This is a genomic window from Flavobacterium anhuiense (assembly GCF_004151235.1).
In the GTDB taxonomy this organism is placed as follows: domain Bacteria; phylum Bacteroidota; class Bacteroidia; order Flavobacteriales; family Flavobacteriaceae; genus Flavobacterium; species Flavobacterium anhuiense_A.
On record NZ_JUIV01000002.1, the window covers coordinates 201497 to 227623 of the forward strand.

A 26127-nucleotide genomic window follows, 5' to 3' on the forward strand; every position below is an offset into this window, starting at 1 on the left:
TATGAAAGTAGTACTATCAATTAAGCCCCAGTTTGCAAACAAGATATTTGATGGGACAAAAAAATTTGAATTCAGAAAAGCTATTTTTAAAAACCAAAATGTAACTTCAGTTTTGGTTTATGCTTCATCACCTGTTCAAAAAGTGATTGGAGAATTCGAAATAGAAAAAATATTTAATCTTGATCTTAAAGAACTTTGGGATAAAACCAAAGAATATTCAGGTATAACCGAAGATTATTTTTATGAATATTTCGAAAATAGACAGCAAGGGTTTGCTATTCAGATAAAAAATAAAAATAAATTTGAAGAACCTAAATGTTTAAAGACTGATTATAATTTAACGCCACCTCAATCATTTGCGTACTGGTCAAATGAAAAAAGATAAAAACAAAAACCGATAAACTTTTAAAGCTTATCGGTTTTCTAGTTTTCTAAAATAGAATTTATTACAAATCAAACCCTAAATTCACGCCTAATTTCATGGCAATGATTTTAGTAATTCTTTGTTTTAATTCCGGTATTTTGATGCTTTCGATAACGGCATTTGAAAATGCGTACATCAATAAAGCTTTAGCTTCTTTTTTCGGGATTCCGCGTGACTGCATGTAGAACATTGCTGTTTCGTCAAGCTGTCCAACTGTACAACCGTGAGAACATTTTACGTCATCAGCAAAAATTTCCAATTGCGGTTTTGCATTGATAGTCGCTTTATCACTCAATAAAATATTGTTGCTTTTTTGGAAAGCATTTGTTTTTTGAGCTTCTTTTTCTACCAAAACTTTTCCGTTGAAAACTCCTGTTGAACGATCAGAGAAAATACCTTTATAATCTTGGAAACTCTCGCAGTTTGGCTGTGCGTGGTTTACCAAAGTATAATGGTCAACGTGTTGCTTATCATTTAAGATCGAAATTCCGTTAAGCGTACTTGTTAATCTCTCTCCAAAATGATAAAAGTTTAAGTTGTTACGAGTTAAATTTCCACCAAAAGAGAAAGTGTGCACATAAGCATGACTTTCTTGTTGTTGCGAAACGTAAGTATTGTCAATTAAATTCGCTTCGTTATTATCGTTTTGAATTTTGTAATAATCAACAATTGCACGTTTTTGAGCAAAAATCTCAGTAACAGAGTTTGTTAAAACCGGATTTTCATTCAAACTTTGGTGACGCTCAATAATCTGAACATGTGAATTTTCACCCACAATAACCAAATTTCTTGGCTGCACCATTAAAGCTGATTCTGCACCAGTTGAGAAATACATAATCTCAATTGGTTTATCTGCTACTTTTTTCTTTGGGATATTGATAAATGCACCTTCAATTGCAAAAGCCGTATTCAATGAAGTTAAACTATCATCTTTACTAGCAATTTGATTAAAGTACGTATCAATAACCATTTTGTATTTTGGTTTGGTCAATGCAGATGACATCAAACAAACGTCGATTCCGTCATGTGTTGTAGAAGACAAATGCGAACTAAAAACCCCATCGATAAATACTAATTTGTAAGTATCAATTTCGTGTAAAAAGTATTTTTTTACCTGATTGAATTCGATTGCATTTTCTTGCTTTGGAAAAACCGTAAAGTCATTTTTTAAGATGGCGTTTAACGATGTATATTTCCAAGCTTCTTCTTTTTTGGTTGGGAAACCTTTATTTTCGAAGTTTTTTAAAGCATTTGTTCGTATGTCATGTAAATCTGAATGTACATCGACACGCTCTTCAAAAGCCATAAAAGACGATACTAATTTTTCTTTTAAATCCATTTCTTTAGTTGTAAGTTATGAGTTATGAGTTATGAGTTTTTGCAAACTGCAAACTGTAACTCTAAACTAGTTTTCTGCTTTGATCCAATCGTAACCCTTTTCCTCTAGCTCGTAAGCTAGCTCTTTTCCGCCAGATTTTACGATTCTTCCGTTGTAAAGAACGTGAACGAAATCAGGAACGATATAATCTAATAGACGTTGGTAGTGCGTGATTACGATAATAGCGTTTTTGTCGCTCTTTAATTTGTTTACACCATTTGCAACGATTCTTAAAGCATCGATATCAAGACCAGAATCGGTTTCGTCAAGGATAGCTAATTTTGGCTCTAACATTGCCATTTGGAAAATTTCGTTTCTTTTTTTCTCTCCTCCAGAAAATCCTTCGTTTAGAGAACGAGAAAGAAATTTACGGTCGATTTCTAATAATTCAGATTTCTCACGAATTACTTTCAACATTTCGTTAGCAGGCATTTCTTCTTGTCCGTTTGCTTTACGAGTTTCGTTGATAGCCGTTTTCATGAAGTTAGTGACGCTAACTCCAGGAATTTCTACCGGATATTGAAAAGAAAGGAAAACTCCTTTGTGCGCTCTTTCTTCAGGAGCTAAATCAGCAAGATCTTCTCCGTCAAGAATAACTTCTCCGTCTGTAACCTCATAATTTTCGTTTCCTGCAATTACAGCAGAAAGTGTACTTTTTCCAGAACCGTTTGGTCCCATAATAGCGTGAACTTCTCCAGCTTTTACTTCTATATTAATTCCTTTAAGGATTTCTTTATCACCAATTGCGGCGTGAAGGTTTTTTATTGATAACATCTTTTTTTTGTTTAAAGTTTCAAGTTTCAAGTTCTCAGTTGTGCTAAAAAACGAAACTTTGAAAAATCTTTTATTTTAATATGATATAAAATTCTTTTTTAATGGTTAAAAACTCGGTTCTTAACCTACAGATCCTTCTAAAGAAATCTCTAATAATTTTTGAGCTTCAACAGCAAATTCCATTGGAAGTTTGTTCAAGACATCCTTACTGAAACCGTTTACAATTAAGGCAATCGCTTTTTCAGTCGGAATACCTCTTTGGTTGCAATAGAAAACCTGATCTTCTCCAATTTTACTTGTAGTTGCTTCGTGCTCGATTTTTGCAGTTGGATTTTTACTTTCGATGTATGGGAAAGTATGTGCACCACAATTGTTACCCATTAATAATGAGTCACATTGAGAAAAGTTTCTTGCATTCTCTGCTCTTGGCGAGATTTGCACTAAACCACGGTAGCTATTTTGTGATTTTCCAGCCGAAATACCTTTAGAAATAATAGTCGATTTAGTGTTTTTACCTAAATGGATCATTTTTGTTCCAGTATCCGCTTGTTGGAAATTATTAGTTACAGCAATAGAATAAAATTCTCCTACTGAATTATCTCCTTTTAATACACAAGAAGGATATTTCCAAGTAACGGCAGAACCTGTTTCAACTTGTGTCCAAGAAATTTTAGCGTTTGTTTCGCATAAACCTCTTTTGGTTACAAAGTTGTAAACTCCGCCTTTTCCTTCTTTGTTTCCAGGGAACCAGTTTTGAACGGTAGAATATTTAATTTCAGCATCGTCCAAAGCGATTAATTCAACCACAGCAGCGTGCAATTGATTTTCGTCACGGCTTGGAGCTGTACATCCTTCAAGGTAAGAAACGTAGCTTCCTTCATCAGCTATAACTAGAGTTCTTTCGAATTGTCCAGTTCCTGCTTGATTAATTCTGAAATAAGTTGAAAGTTCCATTGGGCATTTAACGCCTTTTGGAATATAACAGAAACTTCCGTCAGAGAAAACTGCTGAGTTTAACGCTGCGTAGAAGTTATCTTTTTGAGGTACAACAGTTCCTAAATATTTTTTAACTAATTCAGGATGTTCTTTAATAGCTTCAGAAATCGGACAAAAAATAATTCCTTTTTCTGCTAAAGTTTTTTTGAAAGTTGTTGCTACCGAAACAGAATCGACTACAATATCCATTGCGATATTGTTCATTTTTTTCTGTTCGTCGATAGAAATTCCTAACTTTTTGTACATCTCTAATAATTCTGGATCAACATCGTCTAGAGTTTTATTAGGATCTACTTGTTTTGGAGCTGAATAATATGAAATTGCCTGAAAATCTGGTTTTTCATAACTTACGTTTGCCCATTCTGGTTCGATCATTTCTTTCCAAGCGCGGAAAGCCTCGATGCGCCATTCGGTCATCCATTCAGGTTCTTCTTTTTTAAGAGAAATAGCTCTTACAATTTCTTCGTTTAAGCCAATAGGGAAAGTTTCAGATTCTATATTGGTATAAAATCCGTACTCATATTCTTTAGTTTCCAGTTCGATCTTTAAATCGTCTTCGGTGTATTTGCTCATTATTTTTGTTGTTGTCTAATGTTTTGAAGTCTAAAATTCGAAAAGTCAATCAAAGTCTTTATGACTTGAGAACTTTCAGCTTTTGACTAAAGAGAAAATGATTCTCCGCATCCGCAAGTTCTACTCGCGTTAGGATTATTGAAAACAAAACCTTTTCCGTTCAATCCGCCAGAAAATTCTAAGATTGTTCCAGCTAAATAAAGGAATGATTTTTTTTCAACAGCAATAGATATATCGTTGTCTACAAATATTTTGTCGTCGTCGTTTTTGGTTTTATCAAATTTTAACTCATATGATAAACCAGAGCATCCGCCGCTTTTAACACCAACTCTTACGTAGTCGTGCGCAGCATCAAAACCGTCGTCTTTCATTAAGTCGATGATTTTCTTTTTGGCAGTATCAGAAACTTTTATCATGGTTCTTAGATGTTTGTTTTTAATGAACATTTTACTTCTGTATAAAAATTATTACAGATTTAAAACGCTAATTTTCAATGTTAAATAGAAATTGTCTGCAAAGATACGACTTAAAAACCTTTTTCCATAACGGTTCACATTATTATAACAAATGAGAAAATAGATAATACTTATTTTGACAAAATCGTTCTTAAAAATAGTTTCAAATTTACAGGAAAACTAATCTTTTGAAATTAAGCTGCAAATATCGCTCCTAAATGTTAAAAAACAAGTATTTCTACTGATTAAAGCCATTTTTTATTCAATTATTTTTGCAAAAAAATTGGAGTAATTATGAAAAAACAAAATGAAATAAAGTGGTTTAAACCCTTGTTTGCTATAATTTTTGTTTTAGGAGTAGGTGCTGTAGTCTGGGTTTTTAGCAGTGAACCTGAAAAGAATGATAGTGAAGCTAAAGAAGAAAGTATTGCCAATACCATCTCATTTGAAAGTAAAGAAACAAGTGAGCAGAAGAATATTTTGGATTCTCTAAATACATTAAAAAATGCATACGATCAGGCTATTTTAGAAAAAACAGCTTTATCTAAAGAATTAGAGTTAGAGCGTAAAAATGTTGAGAACTTAGTCGCAATTATTAAAGCTTCTAATAATCCATCGGCGGAGCAGATTAAAGTTTATCGAAATCAGCTTTCAGATTTGAATGCATCATTAGAAAGCAGAGTTCAGGAAATTAAAAAACTGAAATCTCAAAATAAAAATTTATTGACCGAAATTGAAAGCCAGAATGTTGTCATGTATAAACAAAAGGTGGAAAACGACACATTGATTTCGAAACAAAAGAAATTAGAATCGACTTTAAAAGATGCTTCAAAATTGTATCTAAGCAATTTTAAAGCAGTTGCGCTTCGTGAAAAAAGTTCTGGAGCCGAATTGGAAACAACGAAAGCAAAGAATACCAAAAAGCTTAAAATTAGTTTTACTGTTAACGGAAATGCTGTTGCAAAAACGGGAAGAAAAGTTTTTTATGTTCAGGTTTTAGATCAGAAAAACACTGTTTTAGGTGATAATAAACTAATTGAATTTGGTAATGATAAAGCGCTTGTTTACAGTTTTATAGTAAGTACAGATTTTCAGGGCAAGTCGGTAAATGCGTACGGAATTTTAAACGCAGATCAGTTTAAGAAAGGAACTTATTTTGTGAATTACTTTGATAAGCAGGAAATAATGGGAAGCACTTCGGTAACTTTAGAATAAAAGTTTTTTTGACTTTAAAATTTAGCAAAAGGAGTTTGAATTTTCTAGCTTTGTTCTTTTAGAAAATTATTCTCATGAAACTTTACCCAATAGAATCCGGAAATTTTAAACTAGACGGAGGCGCGATGTTTGGCGTTGTTCCTAAAACTATTTGGAATAAAACCAATCCTGCCGATGCCAATAATTTAATTGACATTGCTGCTCGATGTTTATTGATCGAAGACGGAAATCGTCTTATTTTGATTGATACAGGAATGGGCGATAAACAATCAGAAAAGTTTTTTGGGTATTATTCGCTTTGGGGTTCGCATTCTTTAGATAAATCTTTAGCAAAATACGGATTCAATCGAGATGATATTACGGATGTTTTTATGACGCATCTTCATTTTGATCACTGCGGAGGAAGTGTTCAATGGAATGCCAATAAAACGGGTTATGAGCCAGCTTTTAAAAATGCTAAATTTTGGACAAACGAAAATCATTGGGAATGGGCAACAAAACCTAATGCCCGTGAAAAAGCATCTTTCTTATCTGAAAATATCCTTCCAATGCAAGAAAGCGGACAGTTGAATTTTATTGAAAGACCTGAATCTGATTTTGGTTTTTCGGCAGCACTTGGTTTTGATATTTATTATGTTGATGGCCACACCGAAAAACAAATGATTCCGTACATAAAATACCAAGATAAAACGATTGTTTTTTGTGCCGATTTATTAGCAACAGCGGGACATATTCCCCTTCCGTATGTAATGGGTTACGATACACGACCTTTGCTGACAATGCCGGAGAAATCAAAATTCTTGAATTTGGCAGCAGATAATAATCATTATTTGTTTTTAGAACACGATGCACACAATCAAATTATTACTGTTGAACATACCGAAAAAGGGGTTCGATTGAAAGATGTTTTTACTTGCGAAGAGATTCTTTAAACGAATAAATTAAACATAAAAAATCCCATTTTCAATATTGCTGAAAATGGGATTTTTTTATTTAAAGCATTGAAATCTATTCTACTATCACTTTTTTCGCTGAAGCAGAATCTCCGCCAATTAAGTAGATATAGTAAACTCCTTTTGGTAGTCCAGATAAACTAATTGAATGATCTGTGTTTCCTGAATTTAAAGTAAATGATTTTACGAGCTGACCCAAAGCGTTATATACCGTTGCTTTTTCTAAAGATGCGTTCTGAATGTTAACTTCTCCTCTTGTTGGGTTTGGATACATTACAATTTTTGAAAACAATAAATCTTCAGTTCCAAGTAATTTACACGATGAAGAATAACTTGTAGTAGCTTCTTTGATATGTGACCAATTTGCATTAGAAAAATCAACATCGTCGACTTGAATACAGCTCAATTTAAGATTTTGCAAGAAACTTGTTGCGTCGCCATATGCTGCTTTTTTTCCAGTCTGAGAAGGCAATATAAAGTTTCTGTTGTTACCATTTTGAACATTTAATGATGTTAAAGGATTGAATTCAACAAAAATAAGTTCTAAAAGAGGATTATGGCTTAAATCTAAAGTGGTTAATTGATTATGGCTTAAGTTTAAATATCTTAAAAGAAGATTTTGACTAAGATCAATCTCTGTTAATTGGTTATCATTAAGATATAACCATACTAATTTTGGATTTGAAGTAACATCGATTTCAGAAATGTTCGTATTGATACAATTTAATTGATTCAAATTAGGAAGATTAGATACATTTAAAGTTGTCAAATTATTTCTTCCGCAATAAATAGTTTCTAATTCTGGATTTTCTGAAAAATCTATACTTGTCAATAAATTTTGATCGGCAACTAAAATATGAAGTTTTTTATTTTGCGATAAATCAATCGCTGGAACTAGATTGTTACTGAATGATAAATTGTATAATTCTGTATTTGCTGTAACATCTAAACTTGATAAATTATTGAAGTCTAAACCTAATCTTGTTAGATGTTTATTATTGCTAACATTAATACTGCTGATTGAATTGTCAATACATTCTAGAGCAATTAAAGCTGTAAAATCTTCGATTCCAGTTAAATCAGAAATGTTTGAGCTAGATAAATTTAATGAAGTTACTTTAAGTACACTCTCCGTTTTAACTTTTCCATTTTTACCATCTGTATCAATTTCTAAAGCAATTAATGCATCTTCAAAATTAGAATCTGGTATTAAAGTGTATTGTGTACAATCTTCGTTGTAATTTGCTGTAGCATCTTTAAGAGCAGTCCAATTTGTATTAGAATAGGCAACATCATCAACTTCAATACAGCTTAAGTTTGTATTTGAAGTAAAATTAGAACTAAGATCTAAATTTAAATTATTGCCATTCTTTATGCTTAATTTTTCTAAAGTATTGTTAGTACAATCTAAAAGAGTTAAAGAAGCATTTTTAGAAAGATTTAATGTTACTAGTAAATTTCCTGAACAATTTAAACTGTTTAAAGCAGTAAAACCGCTAATACCCGTTAAGTCTTTAATAGAACTTGAAGAAACATCCAAAGAAGTTACACTCGAAATACTGCTGTTTAAAACAGTTCCGTTTTGACCGTCGGTATCGATTCCTAAATCAATTAATTTCTCTTCAAAAGCAAGATCTGGTATAGGTGTAACTAGAGAACAGTCAAAAGTTAAATATGAAGCAGTAGTTTCTTTAAATGTAGACCAATTTTGATTCGTATAAAGCGCATTATCAACGACAATACAAGTTAATAGTGGATTTTGTGTAAAATCAATCTCGCTTATATTTAAAGGAATAGAACCATTGTTTCCATTTTTTAGATTTACTGTTGTCAGCAATTTATTGTTGGCGCAAAGCAATGAAGTTAAAGCAGTATTATTTGATAAATCTAAACTTGTAAATTGGTTAGATTGGCACCAAAGCGCACTTAACTTAGTGTTGTGCGAAAAATCAATATTACCTAACTGGTTGGATGTACAAAAAAAGTACATTAATTCAGTATTTTTGGAAAGATCTATAGTTGTAAAGCTATTATAATTAAGATTTAAGGTTTGAAGATTAATATTAGCAGAAAGATTTAAAGCACTCAAATTATTAAAAGAAAGATCTAGGTAAGTTAGAGCGGTATTTTTGGAAAGGTCTACAGAAGAAATTGTATTTGACATGCAATTTAAAGATGTCAACGATTTAAAATCTTCTATTCCTGTTAAGTCACTAATATTACTGTAATAAAGATCTAAAGTTTCTACAGAAGCAATGTCTGAAGTCAAAACTTGCCCATCAGCAGTTCCAGAATCGATTCCTAAAGCAATTAATTTGTTCTCAAAATTAATGTCTGGAATTTGCGTGTATTGAGGTACATCTACAACAGAAACATTATCAACTAAAATTTCTGAAGTTGTTGTTCCTTTTGCCCAAATAATAACTCCTATATTTTTAGTTGCTGTAGCTACATAATCAAATTCAATTTTTCTCCATTCTGAATTCGAAGTATTATTGTCAATAGAACTTGTAATTGGCGTCTGCCAAACATCAGAATCTATTAAACCTAATTCAACAGAAGTAATAGAGCCTGAAACCAATTTATGGTAACCAGTAACTCTATAAGTTTTACCAGTTTCTACAGGGAAATAAGCGGTAGTAAACATATAATTAAGAGTACCACTTGTTATTTCTATTTTGGTACTCGAATTTCCATTCTGATGATCGGAATCTTGATAAAGAAGTCCGCTGAAAAATCGACCCCAACTATCTGGTTGAGATGAAGATGCCCAATTTTCAAAATCTCCGTTTGAAACTAAATTGGTTTGTGCATAAATAGAAAAATTTGCTAATAAAAGCAGTAAAAGTAATTTTGTTTTCATAGGCTAAATGCAGTTTTTGGATTTGCAATGATACAATATCCATTTTATTATTTTTTACGGAAAGACGTAACGCAAAAGAAATTTTACAAAAGATAAAAGAATGACAATTAGAAATATTCAAATAAAAAAATCCCATTTTCAACTGAATGAAAATGGGATTTTTAACTATTTCTAATTTTTAATTGGTTTGAAACTTCCAGATTTGACCAACAGTTTCACCGCCTTGATTGTCTTTTACAACAACTCTCCAGTAGTATTGTTTAGTCGATTCTAAAGTTACATTTAATGTATTTGGCTTAATATTGTCACCAACTTTTTTGACTGGTGGATTTACAATATCAAGGAAAACATCATACGTTAACTGATCTGCAGTATCAACATCAGATCCTATCCAGCCTAAAGTTGCAGAAGTAGTCGTTAATCTACTATTTATTGCAGGCTCAGTTAAAGTCGGAGCAAATGGCAAATGATTTACGACCGCAGTTCCAGCAGTGTAAAATTTGAAAGTTGAAGAATAAGCGCTTGATAAACCTTTACTATCCGTAGCTTTTACTCTCCAATAATATGCTGTGTTTTTATCTAAAGCTAAACTGCTTGTTGAAAGCGATGAATTTTCAAGTGTGCTTACAATTTGCGCAAATCCGTTGTCTTTTGCAATTTGAATCTGATAGACAATAACATCTTTCTGCGCATCTGTAGAGGCATTCCATTGAAAAGAAACATTGTTGTCTAAACATAGTTTATTGTCAGCTGGTGCAGCTAATACAGGAACTGTAGGTGCAGTATTAGCTGCAGGCGGAGTAACTTCTGGATCGTCTCCGCCACCTCCGCCACAGGCAGCAAATAGTAAACAAACAATTGATAAGTATATAGAATTCTTCATTTTTTATTTTTTTATGATTTTAATGTATTCAGGAGTTTCCAAGTAAATCTTTGCAGCATAAATACCTGCAGGTAAATTTTCAAGATTTAAAAGAGCCCTTCCGCTTTCAGTGTTGTACGTTCTTTTAGAAACCAGCTGACCTCCGAAGTTGTATAATTCTATCGCAGTTTCAGTTTTAGCACCCGGAATTTCAATTTCTATAATTCCATAAGTTGGATTTGGATAAGCTAAAAGCATTGTTCCTAATTCGGCAGAAGTAACTTTTTTAGCAAATACGCCTTCGCAAGCTTTTGCAGTTGTGACTTCAATTAATCCTGCTTTGTTCACATCAACACTAAAGTTTGTGTCAGTAGTTTGAAATTGCTCTGTACCATCAATAAAGACAGTAAAAGGAGCAGTTCCTTCTGTGATTTCAACATCTACTTTTTTAGAAGTTACATTAGATTTTCCAGTAATAGTTGCTCCTTTTGCAATAGTTACATTAAAGTTTTGCTCAAAGATCATATCAGGAATAGTGATTTTGATGCTGTAAATGCCTGGAGTTAAACTCGTAACTTGTAAAGCGTTGTTTGTAAAAGTATACGACTTGTCATTTATTGTTGCAGAGTATCCAAATGAAGCTTTTCCGGCAATGTTGATCTCTCCATTGTTTTCTCCAAGACAAGATTCTCCTTTAGTTTCAACAGTAAAGTTATCTACTGGTAAAACCAATTCTCCAGTACATTCCGTATTATAAGTTGCAATAGCATCTTTTTTATTTGACCAGTTTGTGTTGGCGTAATCAACGTCATCGACAAGAATACAAGTTAGGTTTGAATTTCCTAAACAAGAAAAATTACTATTTGTTAATAACTCATTTTTACCATTCTTTAAGTTTAGATTTACTAACTGATTGTTGTTGACTCTTAGATAAGTTAGTCCTTTAAGCTTTGAAACGTCTAAACTGTTAAGTTGATTGTAGCTTAAATCTAAAGAAGTTAAAGCCGTATTGTTAGAAATATCTAAAGTCGAAATTTTATTGTAATAAACAGATAAATTCGTTAGATATTGATTACTGCTCACGTTTAAAGTTGTTAAAGTATTGAAATCTACATTTAGTGTAGTAAGAGCAGTGTTTTTGCTCAAGTCTAATGTGGTTAACTGGTTTGATTTAGCATTTAATTTGTTTAAAGAAATAAAATCTTGGATACCATCTAAGTTTGTAATTGAACTTGAAGATAAATCTAATTCTGTTACGTACATGATGCTCGAAGTGGCTACTTTTCCATTTTCACCATCTTTATCAATTCCTAAAGCAATTAGCTTGGCTTCGAATTTTGAGTCAGGAATAGCGGTAAAATAATCACAGTTTGAATTGTAATTTGCTGTAGCATCTTTAAAATTTTTCCAGTTTGTGTTGGAATAATCTGCATCGTCAACTTGAATACAGGTTAAATCAGGATTATTAGTAAAATTTTTGATGTTTGGCTCAACAGCAGAAGCATTGTTTCCATTTTTTAGATTCAGAGAAACCAGCTTGTTATCAGGACAGTAAATTTCAGTTAAATTTGAGTTTTTAGATAAATCAAGTGTTTTAAGTACATTGTTATTGCAATAAATCCCTTGGAGTAAAACGTTATTAATCAAATTTAGATTTGTTAATTGATTTTGAGCAATATTTAAACGTACTAAATTTTGGTTTTTTGAAAGATCAACACGAGTTAAATTATTTTTATCAGCATTAAGAGATTCCAAGCTAATGAAATCCTGTATTCCTGTCAAATCATTAATTTGGCTATCAGAAACATCTAATGACTGTAAGCTAGAAATGTTTGCTGTAAGTACTTTGCCGTTTTTTCCGTCAGTATCTAAACCAAGATCAATTAATTTCTGCTCAAAGGCAGTGTCAGGAATTGAAGTATAGAAAGCACAATCAGAGTTGAAACTAGCCGAAGCATCTTTTTCAGAGCTCCAATTTGCAGTTGCATATTCAACATCATCAACCTGAATACAACTTAAGTTTGGATTGTTGTAAAGATTTAAATAGGTAATTTTAACATTATTCCCATTTTTTAAATTAACCGTTTTAAATTTATTGGCTCCAACGCTTATATAAGTTAAATCAGGATTTTGAGAAATATCTAAACTTGTAATTTGATTAGTATTTCCGTTTAATGATTGTAGCAGTTTGTTGTTAGAAATATCAAGAGCAGTTAATGCATTGTAAGCACAATCTAAAGATGTTAAAGCAGTATTTTTAGAAAGGTTCAGGTTTGATATTTGATTTAAATAAATGCCGATCTTAGTTAAATTGGTATTTTTAGTAACATTCAGGTTTGTTAATTTATTTGCACTTGCTGCAAATTCTTTTAAAGCAATATTTTTACTTAAATCAATTTCAGTTAACGCATTGCTGCTAACATATAGAGTTGCTAATTTTTGATTATTAGAAACATCTAGAGTGCTTAAACGATTAGAAGTGCAATCTAAATACGTTAACTCAGCGTTATTAGAAACATTTAAATCCTTAAGTTTATTTTCTTTTATAGTAAGACTTGAAAGTGAAGGATTATTAGAAATATCAATAGTTGTTAAATTATTGTTCGCTACTGATAAAGTTTGAAGTTTTGACAGTTTAGAAACATCGATTGCATCTAAATTATTGTTGTCTAAAAATAAGCCGGTTAATTGAGTATTGTGCGAAAAATCAAAATTTTGAACATTCACTTTTGAACAATAAAATGTTTTTAAGGCTGTAAAATCTTCTAATCCTGTAAGATCTGTTACCTGTTCGTAACTAAGGTTAAGAGATTCAACAGTTGCAATTTTTTGAGTTAATACTTTACCATCTAATTCATAATCTATTGCATTTTTAATTAGATTTTTTTCGAACTCAACATCCGGAATTAAAGTATACTTTGGAGTTGTACAAGTTGAAGTATAATCTACTGAAGCATCTTTGTTTTTCCAGTTTGTATTTGCATAATCAACATCATCAACAAGAATGCAGTATAAATTTATATTTGATCTAAAATTTAAATAAGAACTTGAGAGCAAATCGTTTTTTCCGTTTTGCAGATTTAAAGTCTTTAAAGCTTTGTTCGCGCTGCAGTCAAAATAAACTAATGCGGTATTTTTAGATAAATCCAAAGCTTCGATATAATTATAACGGCAATTTAATTTTGTAAGAAGTGCATTATTCGAAACGTCAAGACTTGTTATTTCATTTTCGAAAACTTCCAGATCAGTCAATTTTATGTTTTTAGAAACATTCAATTGCGTTAATTTATTATATGATGCGCTTACTTTCGATAATTCTAAGTTTTGATCAACATCCAATGATGCTATTTTATTGGTTTCAATACTTAATTTAGTTAAGGCAGTATTTTTAGAAATATTTAATGCTGTTAAGCTGTTATTGTTACAAGATAAATTTTGCAAATTAATATTATTGGAAAGATCTAGGCTTTCAATTTTATTAGAACCACAGCTAAATTGTTCCACAGCTATATTTTTTGAAATATCAATCGCTGTTAATTTATTGGAATAAACATTTATGTCTTTTAAATTAACATTGGCCGAAACATCAATAGTTGGCAAAGCATTGTAATTACAGTTTAAGAATACAAGATTCGTATTTTTTGAGATGTCTAGACTTGAAATTTGATTAAATGAGATGTCTAAATTTTTCAGCGTAAGATTATTAGAAACATTAATTGAAGTTAATTTATTATTACCAGCAAATAAAGATTCTAAAGCTTTGAAATCTTCAATTCCTGTTAAATCAGAAATAGAACTATTATTAATATTCAGATAGGTAACTTTTGCAATTTTTGCAGTTTGTACCCTTCCGTCAGGTGTATCAGAATCAAATCCTAGTTCGATTAATTTTTTTTCAAAATTTTCATCGGGAATCGAGGTATATTGTTCTGTTCCCTGAACATATACCTGAACATCATCAATTAAAACATTAAAGGATGCAGCATCAAAACTAAAAGTCGATATTGATAAATCATAAGAAAGATCTACATCTGGAGTAAAAGAAGCTTCTTTTTCAGTCCAAGAATTATTTGTAGCAAACGTACTGCTTGATAAGGAAGCAGAACTGCCATTTTTTGAAATATTCAATGAAATAGGATGAGTTCCATCAAAATTGTTTGTAAGATACCTATACTTAAATTTAATGGTATAAGTGACACCTCCTTTTAGTGCAATTTCAGTTGTAATTTTAGGAGACTGAGTTGTGTAAGACAACATAGCGCTAATTGCGCCTTCAGCAGAGTTATAGCTGGAATTGACAGTATTTGCAATTGTCCAATTTTCGGGTACGCCTGTGACCCAAGTTTCAAATCCAGGATTAGGAACTAAATTGGTTTGCGCGTAAATAGAAAAATTTGCCAGAAACAGCAACAAGAGTAGTTTTGTTTTCATAGAAAAAATTTAGAATTCGGTTGCACAATTCTACCCAATTAAATCCGAGAAACCTTACGTGAAGCCGTAAAGACTGTATTATTTGTTGTTTTTTTTACATTTATAAAATAAATAGTAAATCCAAAGTATATTTTTTGAAAACAAATTATATTTAATTGTTTGATTTTTAATCATTTGATAATGCTCTGATTTTGCATAATTTCATTTAAAATTTCATAACACATTGTTAACGGTTAGTTTTTTGTAACAAAAAAGCATAATTTAGACCCATCTTTTAACTTTACTTATATTTATAGATACATGAATCATATAAAACCTCTTAAATTATCTGCTTTTGCAATGCTTGTTTTAGCAGGATGCAGCGCTACAGTTCAAGCGCAGGTTTCTACTTCAAAAGAGTTTATTACAGCGCCTGCGGCAGTTGTAAAAAAAGCGCCTGTTAGCGAAAATGAATTAAAAAGATGGAGCCATCTTGATTTAATAAAAGACTCAATTCCGGGAATGAGTGTTGACAGAGCTTATGCTGAATTACTGCAAGGTAAAAAAGGGCAGAAAGTAATTGTTGGAATTGTAGATTCTGGTGTCGATATCGAGCATGAAGATTTGCAGGGAATGATCTGGACAAACAAAAAAGAAATTCCAGGAAACGGAATCGATGATGATAAAAACGGATTTATCGATGACGTTCACGGATGGAACTTCCTTGGAGATGCTGTTCATGAAAATCTAGAAATGACACGTATCGTAAAAAAAGCTGATGTTGGTTCTCCAGAATATAAAGCAGCTTTGGCGCAATACACAGAGAAATATGAAAAAGCTTTAAAAGATAAACAGCAAGTAGACTTTTTGCTTGAGGTTCATAATACTATTAAAAAAGAGCTTAATAAGTCAACATATAAAATAGAAGACTTAAGTGCAATTACTTCTACAGATCCGAAAGTGGCAAGAAGTAAAGCAATTATGACTCAGATTTTTACAAATGCAGGGCCAACTTTTGATCCAGAAGCAGATTTCACAGAATACAAAGAACAAGTTGACGATCAGTTAAACTACAACTTGAACAAAGATTTTGACGGAAGAAAAATCGTTGGTGATAATCCAGAAGACATTAAAAACAATCATTACGGTAATAATGTAGTTTTTGGTCCAGATAAAGAAAAAGCACTTCACGGAACGCACGTTGCGGGAATTATTGCTCAAATTAGAGGAAATAATTTAGGTGGAGACGGAGTAGCAACAAACGTTGAAATTTTGACTGTTAGAGCAGTTCCAGATGGAGACGAGTACGATAAAGATATTGCTTTAGCAATTCGTTATGCAGTAGACAATGGAGCAAAAGTAATCAACGGAAGTTTTGGAAAAAGCTTTTCTCCACATAAACAATGGGTTTATGATGCTATTGCCTATGCAGCTAAAAAAGACGTTTTAATTGTTCATGCAGCAGGTAACGATGGTTACAATATTGATGAAACTAAAAACATCAATTATCCGAACGATTCTAAAGACAACGTAAAAGAGTTTGCGGACAATTTAATTACTATCGGAGCTATTAATAAATCTTATGGAGAAAACGTTGTGGCACCATTCTCAAACTTCGGAAAAATAAACGTAGACGTTTTTGCTCCAGGTGAAGAAATCTATGCGACAGTGCCAAACAACAAATACAAATATTTGCAAGGAACATCAATGGCATCTCCAAATGCAGCAGGTGTAGCCGCTTTGATTCGTTCTTACTATCCAAAATTAAAAGCCGCTCAGGTTAAAAAGATTTTGATGGACTCTGGAGTAGCACTTCCTTCAATGGTTGTTTTGGGTGAAAACGAAAATCCAGATGAAAGTCCAAAACCAGTTTCTTCTGTAGAATCATCAAAAACGGCTAAGATGGTGAATGCTTACAACGCTTTATTAATGGCTGAAAAGATGTCTAAAAAATAAACAATAATACACTATTAATCCAATGGAAGGGCGAGAGCTCTTCCATTTTCTATTACATATTAACATGCGAAAAATTATTTTACTTTCTTTCCTAAGCTTAGGTTTTAATTCGGCTTTTGCACAAAGCGCCCCATATTGGCAGCAGCACGCTGACTATAAAATGGAGGTTTCGATGGATGTAAAAAACTATCAGTACAAAGGGAAACAAGAATTGGTTTATACCAACAACTCTTCTGATACTCTAAAAAAAGTATTCTATCATTTATATCCAAATGCTTTTCAACCAGGAAGCGAAATGGATGCGCGTCTTCATTTTATTAAAGATCCAGACGGAAGAATGGTAAACAAAGTAAAACAAGCTGACGGAAAAGAAGTAAAACAAAGCCGTATTGAAACTTTAAAACCTAACGAAATTGGGTATTTAAAAATCACAAACTTCAAACAAGATGGTGTTACTGCTCAAACGAGAGTTTCAGGAACAATCTTAGAAGTGACTTTGGCAAAACCAATCCTTCCAAATTCTAAAACGACTTTTACATTAGATTTTGACGGACAAGTTCCAGTTCAGATTCGTCGTTCAGGAAGAAACAATTCTGAAGGAGTTGAACTTTCTATGTCACAATGGTATCCAAAATTAGCTGAATTTGATTTTGAAGGATGGCACGCAGATCCTTACATCGCAAGAGAATTTCATGGCGTTTGGGGTAATTTTGATGTAAAAATTACAATCGATAAAGATTATACAATTGGTGGTTCAGGATATTTGCAAGACAAAAATTCAATTGGGCATGGTTACCAAGATGCAGGTGTAACGGTTACATATCCTAAAAAAGCTAAAACAATTACATGGCATTTTATTGCGCCAAATGTTCACGATTTTACATGGGCTGCTGACAAGGAATATACACATGATATTATAAAAGGACCAAATGATGTTGATTTGCATTTCTTCTACAAGAACAACGAAAAAACAACGGCAAACTGGAAGCAATTAGAGCCGTTAATGGTTAGGGTAATGGAATATTACAACCAGAGAGTTGGAGCTTATCCATACAAACAATATTCATTTATTCAAGGTGGAGACGGTGGAATGGAGTACGCAATGTGTACTTTAATGTTAGGAAACGGAACTCTAGAAGGAATTCTAGGAACTGCAACGCACGAATTAGGACACTCTTGGTTCCAACACATTCTGGCTTCAAACGAATCAAAACACCCTTGGATGGATGAAGGTTTTACAACTTACATCGAAGACAGTGCTTTGAATGAATTAAAAGGAGACAAAAAAGAAGTAAACCCTTTTGCTGGAAATTATAAAGCATATTACAGTTTAGTAAATTCTGGAAAAGAACAGCCACAGACAACTCACGGAGATCGTTATGATGAAAATCGTCCTTACAGCATTTCTTCTTATGTAAAAGGAAGTCTTTTCCTTTCTCAGTTAGAATATGTAATTGGAAAAGAGAATGTTGATGCGACTTTAAAAAGATATTTCAACGATTTCAAATTTAAACATCCAACTCCAAACGACATTAAAAGAACAGCTGAAAGAGTTTCTGGAGCTGAGTTAGATTGGTATTTGATTGATTGGACACAAACTACAAATACGATCGATTACGGAATTAAAGACGTTGCTGATAACGAAGGAAAAACTACAGTTTCTTTAGAAAGAATTGGAAGAATGCCAATGCCAATCGATTTAAAAGTAGATTATACAGACGGAACATCTGAGGCATTCTATATTCCGTTAAGAATGATGAACTTCATTAAACCAAATCCAAATCCGAACGAAAAAAGAACAGTTCTAGAAGATTGGGCTTGGGCACAGCAAAACTATAGTTTTACAATTGACAAAAACAAAACGTCAATCAAAAAAATCACTATCGATCCAAGTGGATTAATGGCTGACGTAAAACAAACAAACAATGTTTTTGAAGTAAAATAATATTCAAATTAGAATATAAAAAATCCCGTTTAGAATTTCTAAGCGGGATTTTTGTTTTTTATGATAATTGAAATTTAACTCAAATGCTCAATCATATCTTTTGTCATCGTTTCCAAATCAAATTTATGATTCCATCCCCAATCTTCTCTTGCTGAAGAATCGTCAATACTTGCAGGCCAGCTGTCTGCAATTTTCTGACGGAAATCAGGATTATAAGTAATCTCAAAATCAGGAATATGTTTTTTGATTTCGGCAGCAATTTCAGTTGGAGTAAAACTCATTGCAGCCAGATTGTATGAAGAATGTATTTTGATTTCTTCAGCCGGTGCTTTCATGATATTAATCGTTGCATCAATGGCATCATCCATATACATCATTGGCATTTTGGTTTCAGAAGATAAAAAGCACTCATATTTTTTATCGGCAATTGCCTTGTAGAAAATATCAACAGCATAATCTGTAGTTCCTCCGCCTGGAGGAGTAGACCAGCTAATTAAGCCTGGATAACGAATACTGCGAACATCAACGCCATAAATATTATGATAATATTCGCACCATCTTTCGCCCGCTTGTTTGCTGATTCCGTAAACTGTTGAAGGTTCCATTACAGTATATTGCGGAGTATTTTCTTTTGGAGTTGTTGGTCCAAAAACAGCAATGCTTGAAGGCCAGAAAATCTTCTGAATTTTTTTTGCTTTGGCTAAATTCAAAACATGAAAAAGCGAATTCATATTTAAATCCCAAGCAAAAGCTGGGTTTTTTTCGGCAGTTGCAGATAAAAGTGCCGCCATCAGATATACATCTGTAATTTTATGCACTTCAACCAAATGCTCAATCTGATTAAAATCTAAAGCATTAACCACTTCAAAAGGGCCTGAATTAACAACATCAGTATTTAATTTTCTAATATCAGAAGCAATAACATTATCAGTTCCGTATAATTTACGCAGTTTTTGCGTCAGTTCTGTTCCAATCTGACCGCAGGCGCCAATGATCAATATTTTAGGATTCATTTTTTGATGATTTTTTAGAGACACAAATATAACGTTTTCGCAATTACTTGCGCTTTTTTAAAGGATAAATTATAAATTCAATAATTAAAAAGTTTGTTTGTTATATTATTCTCTTTTAAAAGTGTGTCTTTGTGCCTTTTTTGAAAATCCGTGAAAAAGCGCTATTTTATTGGAAAAACCACCAAATGAAATATTTAAAATTGTAATTCAAATTATCATGAAAAGACAAAAAAATAACCTTGATTTATAGAATCTTTAGCAAAAAACAGAATTCATAATTGTAAATTTACTTCGTAACTTTGCAGCCTAACTATATTTTATCAATGAAATACCAAATATCTCTTTTTCTGCTTTTGACAACTGTGTTATTTTCTTGCCAAAATGAAAATGAAAAACGCCTTGCAGAAAATGCAAAAGAAGCGAAAAAGAAAGAAGCTATTTTTAATAATATAAATAAAGGCTGGACTTTTCTAGATGAACCTATCAATGAAATCTCAGAATCGCAATTGAATTCTTGGAACGAGTGGCGTGAATTTATAAAAGAAATTGGAGAAAAGCCTAGAAAGACTATTGGTGCATTTCAGAAAAAGTCGGCAGCTATTTCTAGAAAAGCAATGGCTCTAAATAACAACATTCCAGCTCAATTTAACCAGCCTCAGATTAAAAGCCGTATTTCTATTTTGATTACCAAAATCAGAATGCTGGATTTGTTTATTCATTTAAATAATATTCCAGATGATAAAGTGGTTTTTTTAATACAGGAAATCAACAAAGAACTGATTTCGCTAGAAAGACAAATGGATAAAATTGTCGAAAAAGCCAAAATACCGAAAGAAGAAGGAGAAGAAGATTTCCTTAGAATGTTAGATACAACACGCGCGATTCCGAATTCGGCACCGCCAATAGATCCAAATATACCAAAAGTTGAGTAAAAACGCCTTATATACTACATATGATAATCTGCCAAAAGCAGAGCAGATTGCCAAAAGTCTACTGGAAGGAAATCAGGTAAAAATGAACATCAGCGGATTGTTAGGATCTGCTGTTTCATTTATTATCCGTTCCGTTTTCAGAAAAACCGAACTGCCTTTTCTGATTGTTTTAGACAATAAAGAAGAAGCTGCGTATTATCTAAACGATTTGGAGCAAATGATCGGAGAACAAGATGTTTTGTTTTATCCCGCATCATTTCGCCGTCCTTACCAGATTGATGAAACCGATAATGCCAATGTTTTGCTTCGTGCTGAGGTTTTAAATAGAATCAATTCTAGAAAAAAGCCAGCCGTAATTGTTACTTATCCAGAAGCACTTTTTGAGAAAGTAGTTACGAGAAGAGAACTAGATAAAAACACTTTAAAAGTAGCTTTAAACGATAAAATTTCGATTGATTTTATCAACGAAGTTTTGTTCGAATACGAATTCAAGAGAGTGGATTTTATTACAGAACCTGGAGAATTTTCAGTTCGTGGGGGAATTGTCGATGTCTTTTCTTTCTCAAATGATCATCCGTATCGAATTGAGTTTTTCGGAAACGAAGTAGACAGCATTAGAACTTTTGATGTTGAAACACAATTATCTGTCGAAACGCATAAAAAAATCACAATTATCCCGAATGTTGAGAACAAACTTTTTCAGGAAAATCGTGAAAGCTTCTTAGATTATATTGCCGAAAAAACAGTTCTTTTTATTCAAAATACTGAAGGACTTTTTAGTCAATTGGATAAACAGTTTGCAAGGGCAGAAGAAGCTTTTGAGAAACTTTCGAAAGAAATAAAACATGCCACGCCAGAACAATTATTTTTAAATCAGGCGTCATTTATCAAAAGATCTTTAGATTTTTCGGTTGTAGAATTGGCTTCAAGACCAGTTTATAAAACCACTAAGAAATTCGAATTCCATATTCAGCCACAGCCGTCTTTCAATAAACAATTTGATTTATTGCTGAATAATTTGAGCGATAATCATTTTAACGGATATGTCAACTATCTGTTCTGTTCGAATGATACGCAGGCAAAACGTTTTCATGATATTTTTGAATCTTTGGATGAAGCCAATTCAGAAAATATCAGAAAGCATTATCATACAATTGTACTGCCTTTATACCAAGGTTTTATTGATGAAGAAAATCAGATTACCGCTTATACCGATCATCAGATTTTTGAGCGTTACCATAAATTCAACATTAAAAACGGATATTCTAAAAAGCAGAATATCACTTTAAAAGAATTGACAGCGCTTTCTGTTGGCGATTATGTAACGCATATCGATCACGGAATTGGTAAGTTTGGCGGATTGCAGAAAATTCAGGTTGAAGGAAAAACACAAGAAGCCATAAAACTGGTTTATGCCGATAATGATATTGTGTATGTGAGCATTCACTCGCTTCATAAAATCTCAAAATACAACGGAAAAGACGGAACGCCTCCAAAAATCTATAAATTAGGATCGAACGCTTGGAAGGTTTTAAAACAAAAAACCAAAGCGCGTGTTAAACATATTGCGTTCAACTTGATTCAGCTATATGCAAAACGTCGTTTAGAAAAAGGTTTTCAGTTTGCGCCAGACAGTTATCTTCAAAACGAATTGGAAAGTTCGTTTATTTACGAAGATACGCCTGACCAAATGAAATCGACAGCGGAAGTAAAGGCTGATATGGAAAGCGATCGCCCAATGGATCGTTTGGTTTGTGGTGACGTTGGTTTCGGAAAAACAGAGGTTGCCATTCGTGCGGCATTTAAAGCTGTAGATAACAGTAAACAAGTGGCAGTTTTGGTTCCAACAACTATTTTAGCTTATCAGCATTATAGAACTTTCTCAGAACGTTTGAAAGATATGCCGGTTTCAATAGGCTATTTAAATAGATTTAGAACGGCAAAACAAAAAACGCAAACCTTAAAAGATTTAGCTGAAGGAAAACTAGATATTGTAATTGGAACTCATCAATTAGTAAATAAAAATGTCGTTTTTAAAGACTTAGGTTTATTGATTGTTGACGAGGAACAAAAGTTTGGTGTTAACGTAAAAGATAAATTAAAGACAATTGCTGCGAATGTTGATACGTTGACATTAACTGCAACTCCGATTCCGAGAACTTTACAGTTTTCGTTAATGGCTGCACGAGATTTATCGGTAATTACAACGCCTCCGCCAAACCGTTATCCGATTGAAACGAATGTGGTTGGTTTTAATGAAGAAATTATCCGTGATGCAATTTCGTATGAGATTCAAAGAAACGGACAGGTTTTCTTTATCAATAACCGAATTGAAAATATAAAAGAAGTGGCAGGAATGATTCAACGTTTGGTTCCAAATGCAAGAGTCGGAATTGGCCACGGACAAATGGACGGCGCTAAACTCGAGGAATTGATGTTAGGTTTTATGAATGGAGATTTTGATGTTTTGGTAGCAACAACAATCATCGAAAGCGGATTGGACGTTCCAAATGCCAATACAATTTTCATCAACAACGCCAATAATTTTGGTTTATCAGACTTGCATCAAATGCGTGGGCGAGTAGGGCGAAGCAACAAAAAAGCGTTCTGTTATTTCATTTGTCCGCCGTATTCATCAATGACCGAAGATGCTAGAAAACGTATTCAGGCGTTGGAACAATTCAGCGAATTGGGAAGTGGTTTCAACATTGCAATGAAAGATTTGGAGATTCGTGGAGCAGGAGATTTATTAGGTGGTGAACAAAGTGGTTTCATAAACGAAATTGGTTTCGATACGTACCAAAAAATCATGAACGAAGCGATTGAGGAATTGAAGGAAAATGAATTCAAAGATTTGTATCCTGAAGAAAATGACATCGATACAAAAGAATACGTAAAAGACATTCAGATTGATGCGGATTTTGAGCTTTTATTCCCAGATGAATATATCAATAACGTTTCGGAACGTTTGGTTTTATACAACGAATTAGGGGCTATAAAAGACGAAGCCGGTTTACAGGAATTCGAGAAAAAACTAATTGACCGTTTCGGACCTTTGCCAAAACCTGCAGTTGCTTTATTAAACAGCATTAGAATTAAATGGATTGCAACGAAAGTCGGAATTGAGAAATTAGTCTTGAAACAAGGTAAAATGATTGGATATTTCGTTTCAGACCAACAATCTGATTATTACCAGTCTGCAAAATTCAGAAAAGTTTTAAACTTTGTCCAAAAGCAAAGCACGCTCTGCAAAATGAAAGAAAAACAAACCGTAAACGGATTACGTTTATTGTTGACTTTTGAAAATGTGAAGTCTATAAAACGTGCGCTGGAATTGATGGAGTTGTTTGAGGAGTAAAAATAAAGTTTGCCACGAATTGCAAGAATTTGCACGAATTTTTTTGCCACAGATTAAAAAGATTATGAAGATTAAAAAAATCATTTAAATCCTTTTAATCTGTGGCAATAATTTTTTAAAATAATTCGTGTGAATTCGTGGCGAATCAAAAATTAAGCTTTCTTTATCTTTTATTTAAGAAAAATCTTAGAACTAAAAAGTTTTCTTTGAGTCAAATTTTCAAAGACAACTTTATATGCAGAACCAACTTATTCTTCTATTTTTATTTTTAGGATTAACTACAATCTTCGCTCAAGAAAAAAATAAAATCGTTTTAAAAGATTCTTTAAAATCGGAAACAATTGATCCGCTACGTCCTGCAAAAGCTGCATTTTATTCGGCAGTTTTGCCTGGTTTAGGGCAGATTTATAATAAAAAATACTGGAAACTTCCTTTAGTTTATGGCGCAATTGGCACGAGCACTTATTTTTATATTGATAATCAGAAAAAATATAATTTATACAGAGACGAATACAAAAACAGACTTGAAGGGAAAAAAAGTGATTCCGAATTTTTAGCACGATTATCAGAAAGCCAATTGACAACTGCTCAAAAAGAATATCAACGATATAGAGATTTATCAGCTCTATTTATAGTCGGATTTTATGTTTTAAATATTATTGATGCTAATATAGATGCCGCTCTATCTCAATTTAATGTAGATGAAAGACTGGCATTTAAACCTGCTGTTATAAAAAATGATATCACATTCAATAATAATTTTGGGTTTGCTCTGAATTATTCTTTCTAATATTTGAAAAAAAATCACTCCGAAGAGTGATTTAATGGCATTATTGTGGTTTTGGTTAGATAATTGTATCGTGAATTTGAAAAAAGTAGTGTTGATTTAAATTCTACAAATCGAATTTATTTCAAAACAATTTAATTCAATATTAGTTTGGCTATACAGTCAAAAATCGCTCTTGTTTTTTGATGCGTTAGCAAATATATAAAAATATTATTCGTAATAAATTATATTTAAAAAAACTTAATTCGGATTTTTTGTTAGTTTTTTATATAAAAGACGTAAAATGCAGTGTGAAGTGGCTTTTTACAAGTAAGTGTCATATTGACGCTTTAACAGAATAAAATCTATTTTTAGAATTGTCTTTTGAGAATATTCTTATTTGCTAAAAATAGAATTATGCTTAGGTGCTATTTTATTCAAAAAAAAATCCTTTCATCTTTCATTAAAAAGACAAAAGGATTTTGTGGGTATAAAGAAGAATCAAAACGATTCTTAATATTATTTAATTTAGTTTTTCAAGTCTTTAATTACTTTAAAAGCTACATCAACTTGATCTTCTCCAACTAAAATTGTAAATTCGTTTGAAGTCGAAATTACTTCATTAATGATAATTCCTTCCCAAGCCAAACGCTGGAAAATGAAGTAATAAATACCAGGAACAACAATATTTTCTTTTGGTAATTTTACCGTAATAGAAGCTAAATTATCTAATTTCTGGATTAATTTTTCTCTCATAAAGTGTTTCTCAACTAAATGATTCACACTGCTGCTTACCACGATATTAGTTTCGTTTACTCCACGAGATGAGGTATAAAAAATATCAGATAAAGCGTTAATATCAGAGATTAAATCTGCCTGTTTGTTAAGTACAGTTTCAGATGCTGCGAAAGTGTAATCTGTAAGTTCAGAGCGAACTGTAATTTCACCGATATTCTTAATTACTTTATTGATTTTGTGGTTCAATTTAAAATCTAGTTCTTCCGTCAGTCGTTTTAAAGACATTACTACAGCGCCTTGTTTTACCTCTTTTCCGAACTCACTTTCTAATTCGGTCATGATATTTCGCGAAAGTGATGTTAGGTTAATAATTCCGAGTGACAGGGCATTTAATAAAAATGGTTTTGTTTTAATGTAGTTTTCTACAATAGAAGAAACAGTTTTCATAATTTTTTTTTTTTTTTGGTAACAGTTGAGTTGGTTTGTTAATTTAACATTGTGATGTTATAATTCTTT

Annotated in this window: 17 protein-coding genes; 8 read left to right on the forward strand and 9 right to left on the reverse strand. The window is 32.3% G+C overall.

All coding sequences use genetic code 11. The annotated features are described in order from the left end of the window. Position 1: 1 nt before the first annotated feature. On the forward strand, positions 2 to 385 hold the full coding sequence (locus NU08_RS03745; RefSeq protein ID WP_129745922.1) for an ASCH domain-containing protein: 384 nt from the start codon (positions 2 to 4) through the stop codon (positions 383 to 385). Between the two features lie 61 nt (positions 386 to 446). Here the strand turns inward: NU08_RS03745 and sufD are convergent, their stop codons facing one another. From sufD to NU08_RS03765, 4 genes are all read right to left on the reverse strand, one after another. After that, a complete protein-coding gene (sufD, locus tag NU08_RS03750; protein WP_129745923.1) occupies positions 447 to 1763 on the reverse strand; it encodes a Fe-S cluster assembly protein SufD in 1317 nt (438 codons plus the stop codon). 66 nt (positions 1764 to 1829) lie between these two features. Then, positions 1830 to 2576 (reverse strand): Fe-S cluster assembly ATPase SufC, encoded by a 747-nt coding sequence (gene sufC / locus NU08_RS03755; RefSeq protein WP_008466070.1) that lies wholly within the window; start codon positions 2574 to 2576, stop codon positions 1830 to 1832. 120 nt (positions 2577 to 2696) lie between these two features. Then, positions 2697 to 4145 carry a Fe-S cluster assembly protein SufB gene (sufB, locus tag NU08_RS03760; protein WP_008466071.1) on the reverse strand — a complete coding sequence of 483 codons (1449 nt, stop codon included), beginning with the start codon at positions 4143 to 4145 and terminating at the stop codon, positions 2697 to 2699. Positions 4146 to 4231: 86 nt separating this feature from the next. Continuing rightward, positions 4232 to 4561: a HesB/IscA family protein gene (locus tag NU08_RS03765; RefSeq protein ID WP_008466073.1), complete on the reverse strand. Its 330-nt coding sequence runs from the start codon at positions 4559 to 4561 to the stop codon at positions 4232 to 4234. A 333-nt stretch (positions 4562 to 4894) separates the two neighbouring features. Here NU08_RS03765 and NU08_RS03770 point away from each other — a divergent pair, with 333 nt between their 5' ends. Both NU08_RS03770 and NU08_RS03775 read left to right on the forward strand, forming a co-directional pair. Next, positions 4895 to 5815 (forward strand): hypothetical protein, encoded by a 921-nt coding sequence (locus NU08_RS03770; protein ID WP_129745924.1) that lies wholly within the window; start codon positions 4895 to 4897, stop codon positions 5813 to 5815. A gap of 74 nt (positions 5816 to 5889) precedes the next feature. Continuing rightward, the gene (locus tag NU08_RS03775; protein ID WP_129745925.1) at positions 5890 to 6747 is read left to right on the forward strand and encodes an MBL fold metallo-hydrolase; all 858 of its coding nucleotides are present in this window, start codon (positions 5890 to 5892) and stop codon (positions 6745 to 6747) included. A gap of 76 nt (positions 6748 to 6823) precedes the next feature. Here the strand turns inward: NU08_RS03775 and NU08_RS03780 are convergent, their stop codons facing one another. From NU08_RS03780 to NU08_RS03790, 3 genes are all read right to left on the reverse strand, one after another. Then, positions 6824 to 9631, reverse strand: a complete 2808-nt coding sequence (locus tag NU08_RS03780) for a T9SS type A sorting domain-containing protein (protein WP_129745926.1) — start codon at positions 9629 to 9631, stop codon at positions 6824 to 6826. Between the two features lie 178 nt (positions 9632 to 9809). Then, entirely contained in the window at positions 9810 to 10514 is a 705-nt protein-coding gene (locus NU08_RS03785) for a hypothetical protein (RefSeq protein ID WP_129745927.1), read from the reverse strand. Positions 10515 to 10517: 3 nt separating this feature from the next. Beyond that, on the reverse strand, positions 10518 to 14924 hold the full coding sequence (locus NU08_RS03790) for a T9SS type A sorting domain-containing protein (RefSeq protein WP_129745928.1): 4407 nt from the start codon (positions 14922 to 14924) through the stop codon (positions 10518 to 10520). Positions 14925 to 15224: 300 nt separating this feature from the next. On the opposite strand from NU08_RS03790, the gene NU08_RS03795 reads away from it, so the two are divergent. Both NU08_RS03795 and NU08_RS03800 read left to right on the forward strand, forming a co-directional pair. Further along, the gene (locus tag NU08_RS03795; RefSeq protein ID WP_129745929.1) at positions 15225 to 16859 is read left to right on the forward strand and encodes a S8 family peptidase; all 1635 of its coding nucleotides are present in this window, start codon (positions 15225 to 15227) and stop codon (positions 16857 to 16859) included. Between the two features lie 64 nt (positions 16860 to 16923). After that, positions 16924 to 18804, forward strand: a complete 1881-nt coding sequence (locus NU08_RS03800; protein ID WP_129745930.1) for a M1 family metallopeptidase — start codon at positions 16924 to 16926, stop codon at positions 18802 to 18804. 74 nt (positions 18805 to 18878) lie between these two features. On the opposite strand, the gene NU08_RS03805 is transcribed toward NU08_RS03800, so the two are convergent. Beyond that, complete coding sequence (locus NU08_RS03805; RefSeq protein WP_129745931.1) at positions 18879 to 19817, reverse strand: L-threonine 3-dehydrogenase; 939 nt, start codon at positions 19815 to 19817, stop codon at positions 18879 to 18881. Between the two features lie 323 nt (positions 19818 to 20140). Between NU08_RS03805 and NU08_RS03810 the strand changes: the two genes are divergently transcribed. The 3 genes from NU08_RS03810 (at position 20141) to NU08_RS03820 (ending at position 24897) form a co-directional block, all read left to right on the forward strand. Next, a complete protein-coding gene (locus tag NU08_RS03810) occupies positions 20141 to 20749 on the forward strand; it encodes a hypothetical protein (protein WP_129745932.1) in 609 nt (202 codons plus the stop codon). Then, a complete protein-coding gene (gene mfd / locus NU08_RS03815; RefSeq protein ID WP_129745933.1) occupies positions 20742 to 24107 on the forward strand; it encodes a transcription-repair coupling factor in 3366 nt (1121 codons plus the stop codon). The genes NU08_RS03810 and mfd overlap by 8 nt, the downstream gene beginning before the upstream one ends. Positions 24108 to 24342: 235 nt before the next feature. Beyond that, complete coding sequence (locus NU08_RS03820; protein ID WP_129745934.1) at positions 24343 to 24897, forward strand: DUF5683 domain-containing protein; 555 nt, start codon at positions 24343 to 24345, stop codon at positions 24895 to 24897. Positions 24898 to 25401: 504 nt separating this feature from the next. On the opposite strand, the gene NU08_RS03825 is transcribed toward NU08_RS03820, so the two are convergent. Next, entirely contained in the window at positions 25402 to 26058 is a 657-nt protein-coding gene (locus tag NU08_RS03825; protein ID WP_008466087.1) for a hypothetical protein, read from the reverse strand. Positions 26059 to 26127: the final 69 nt, after the last annotated feature.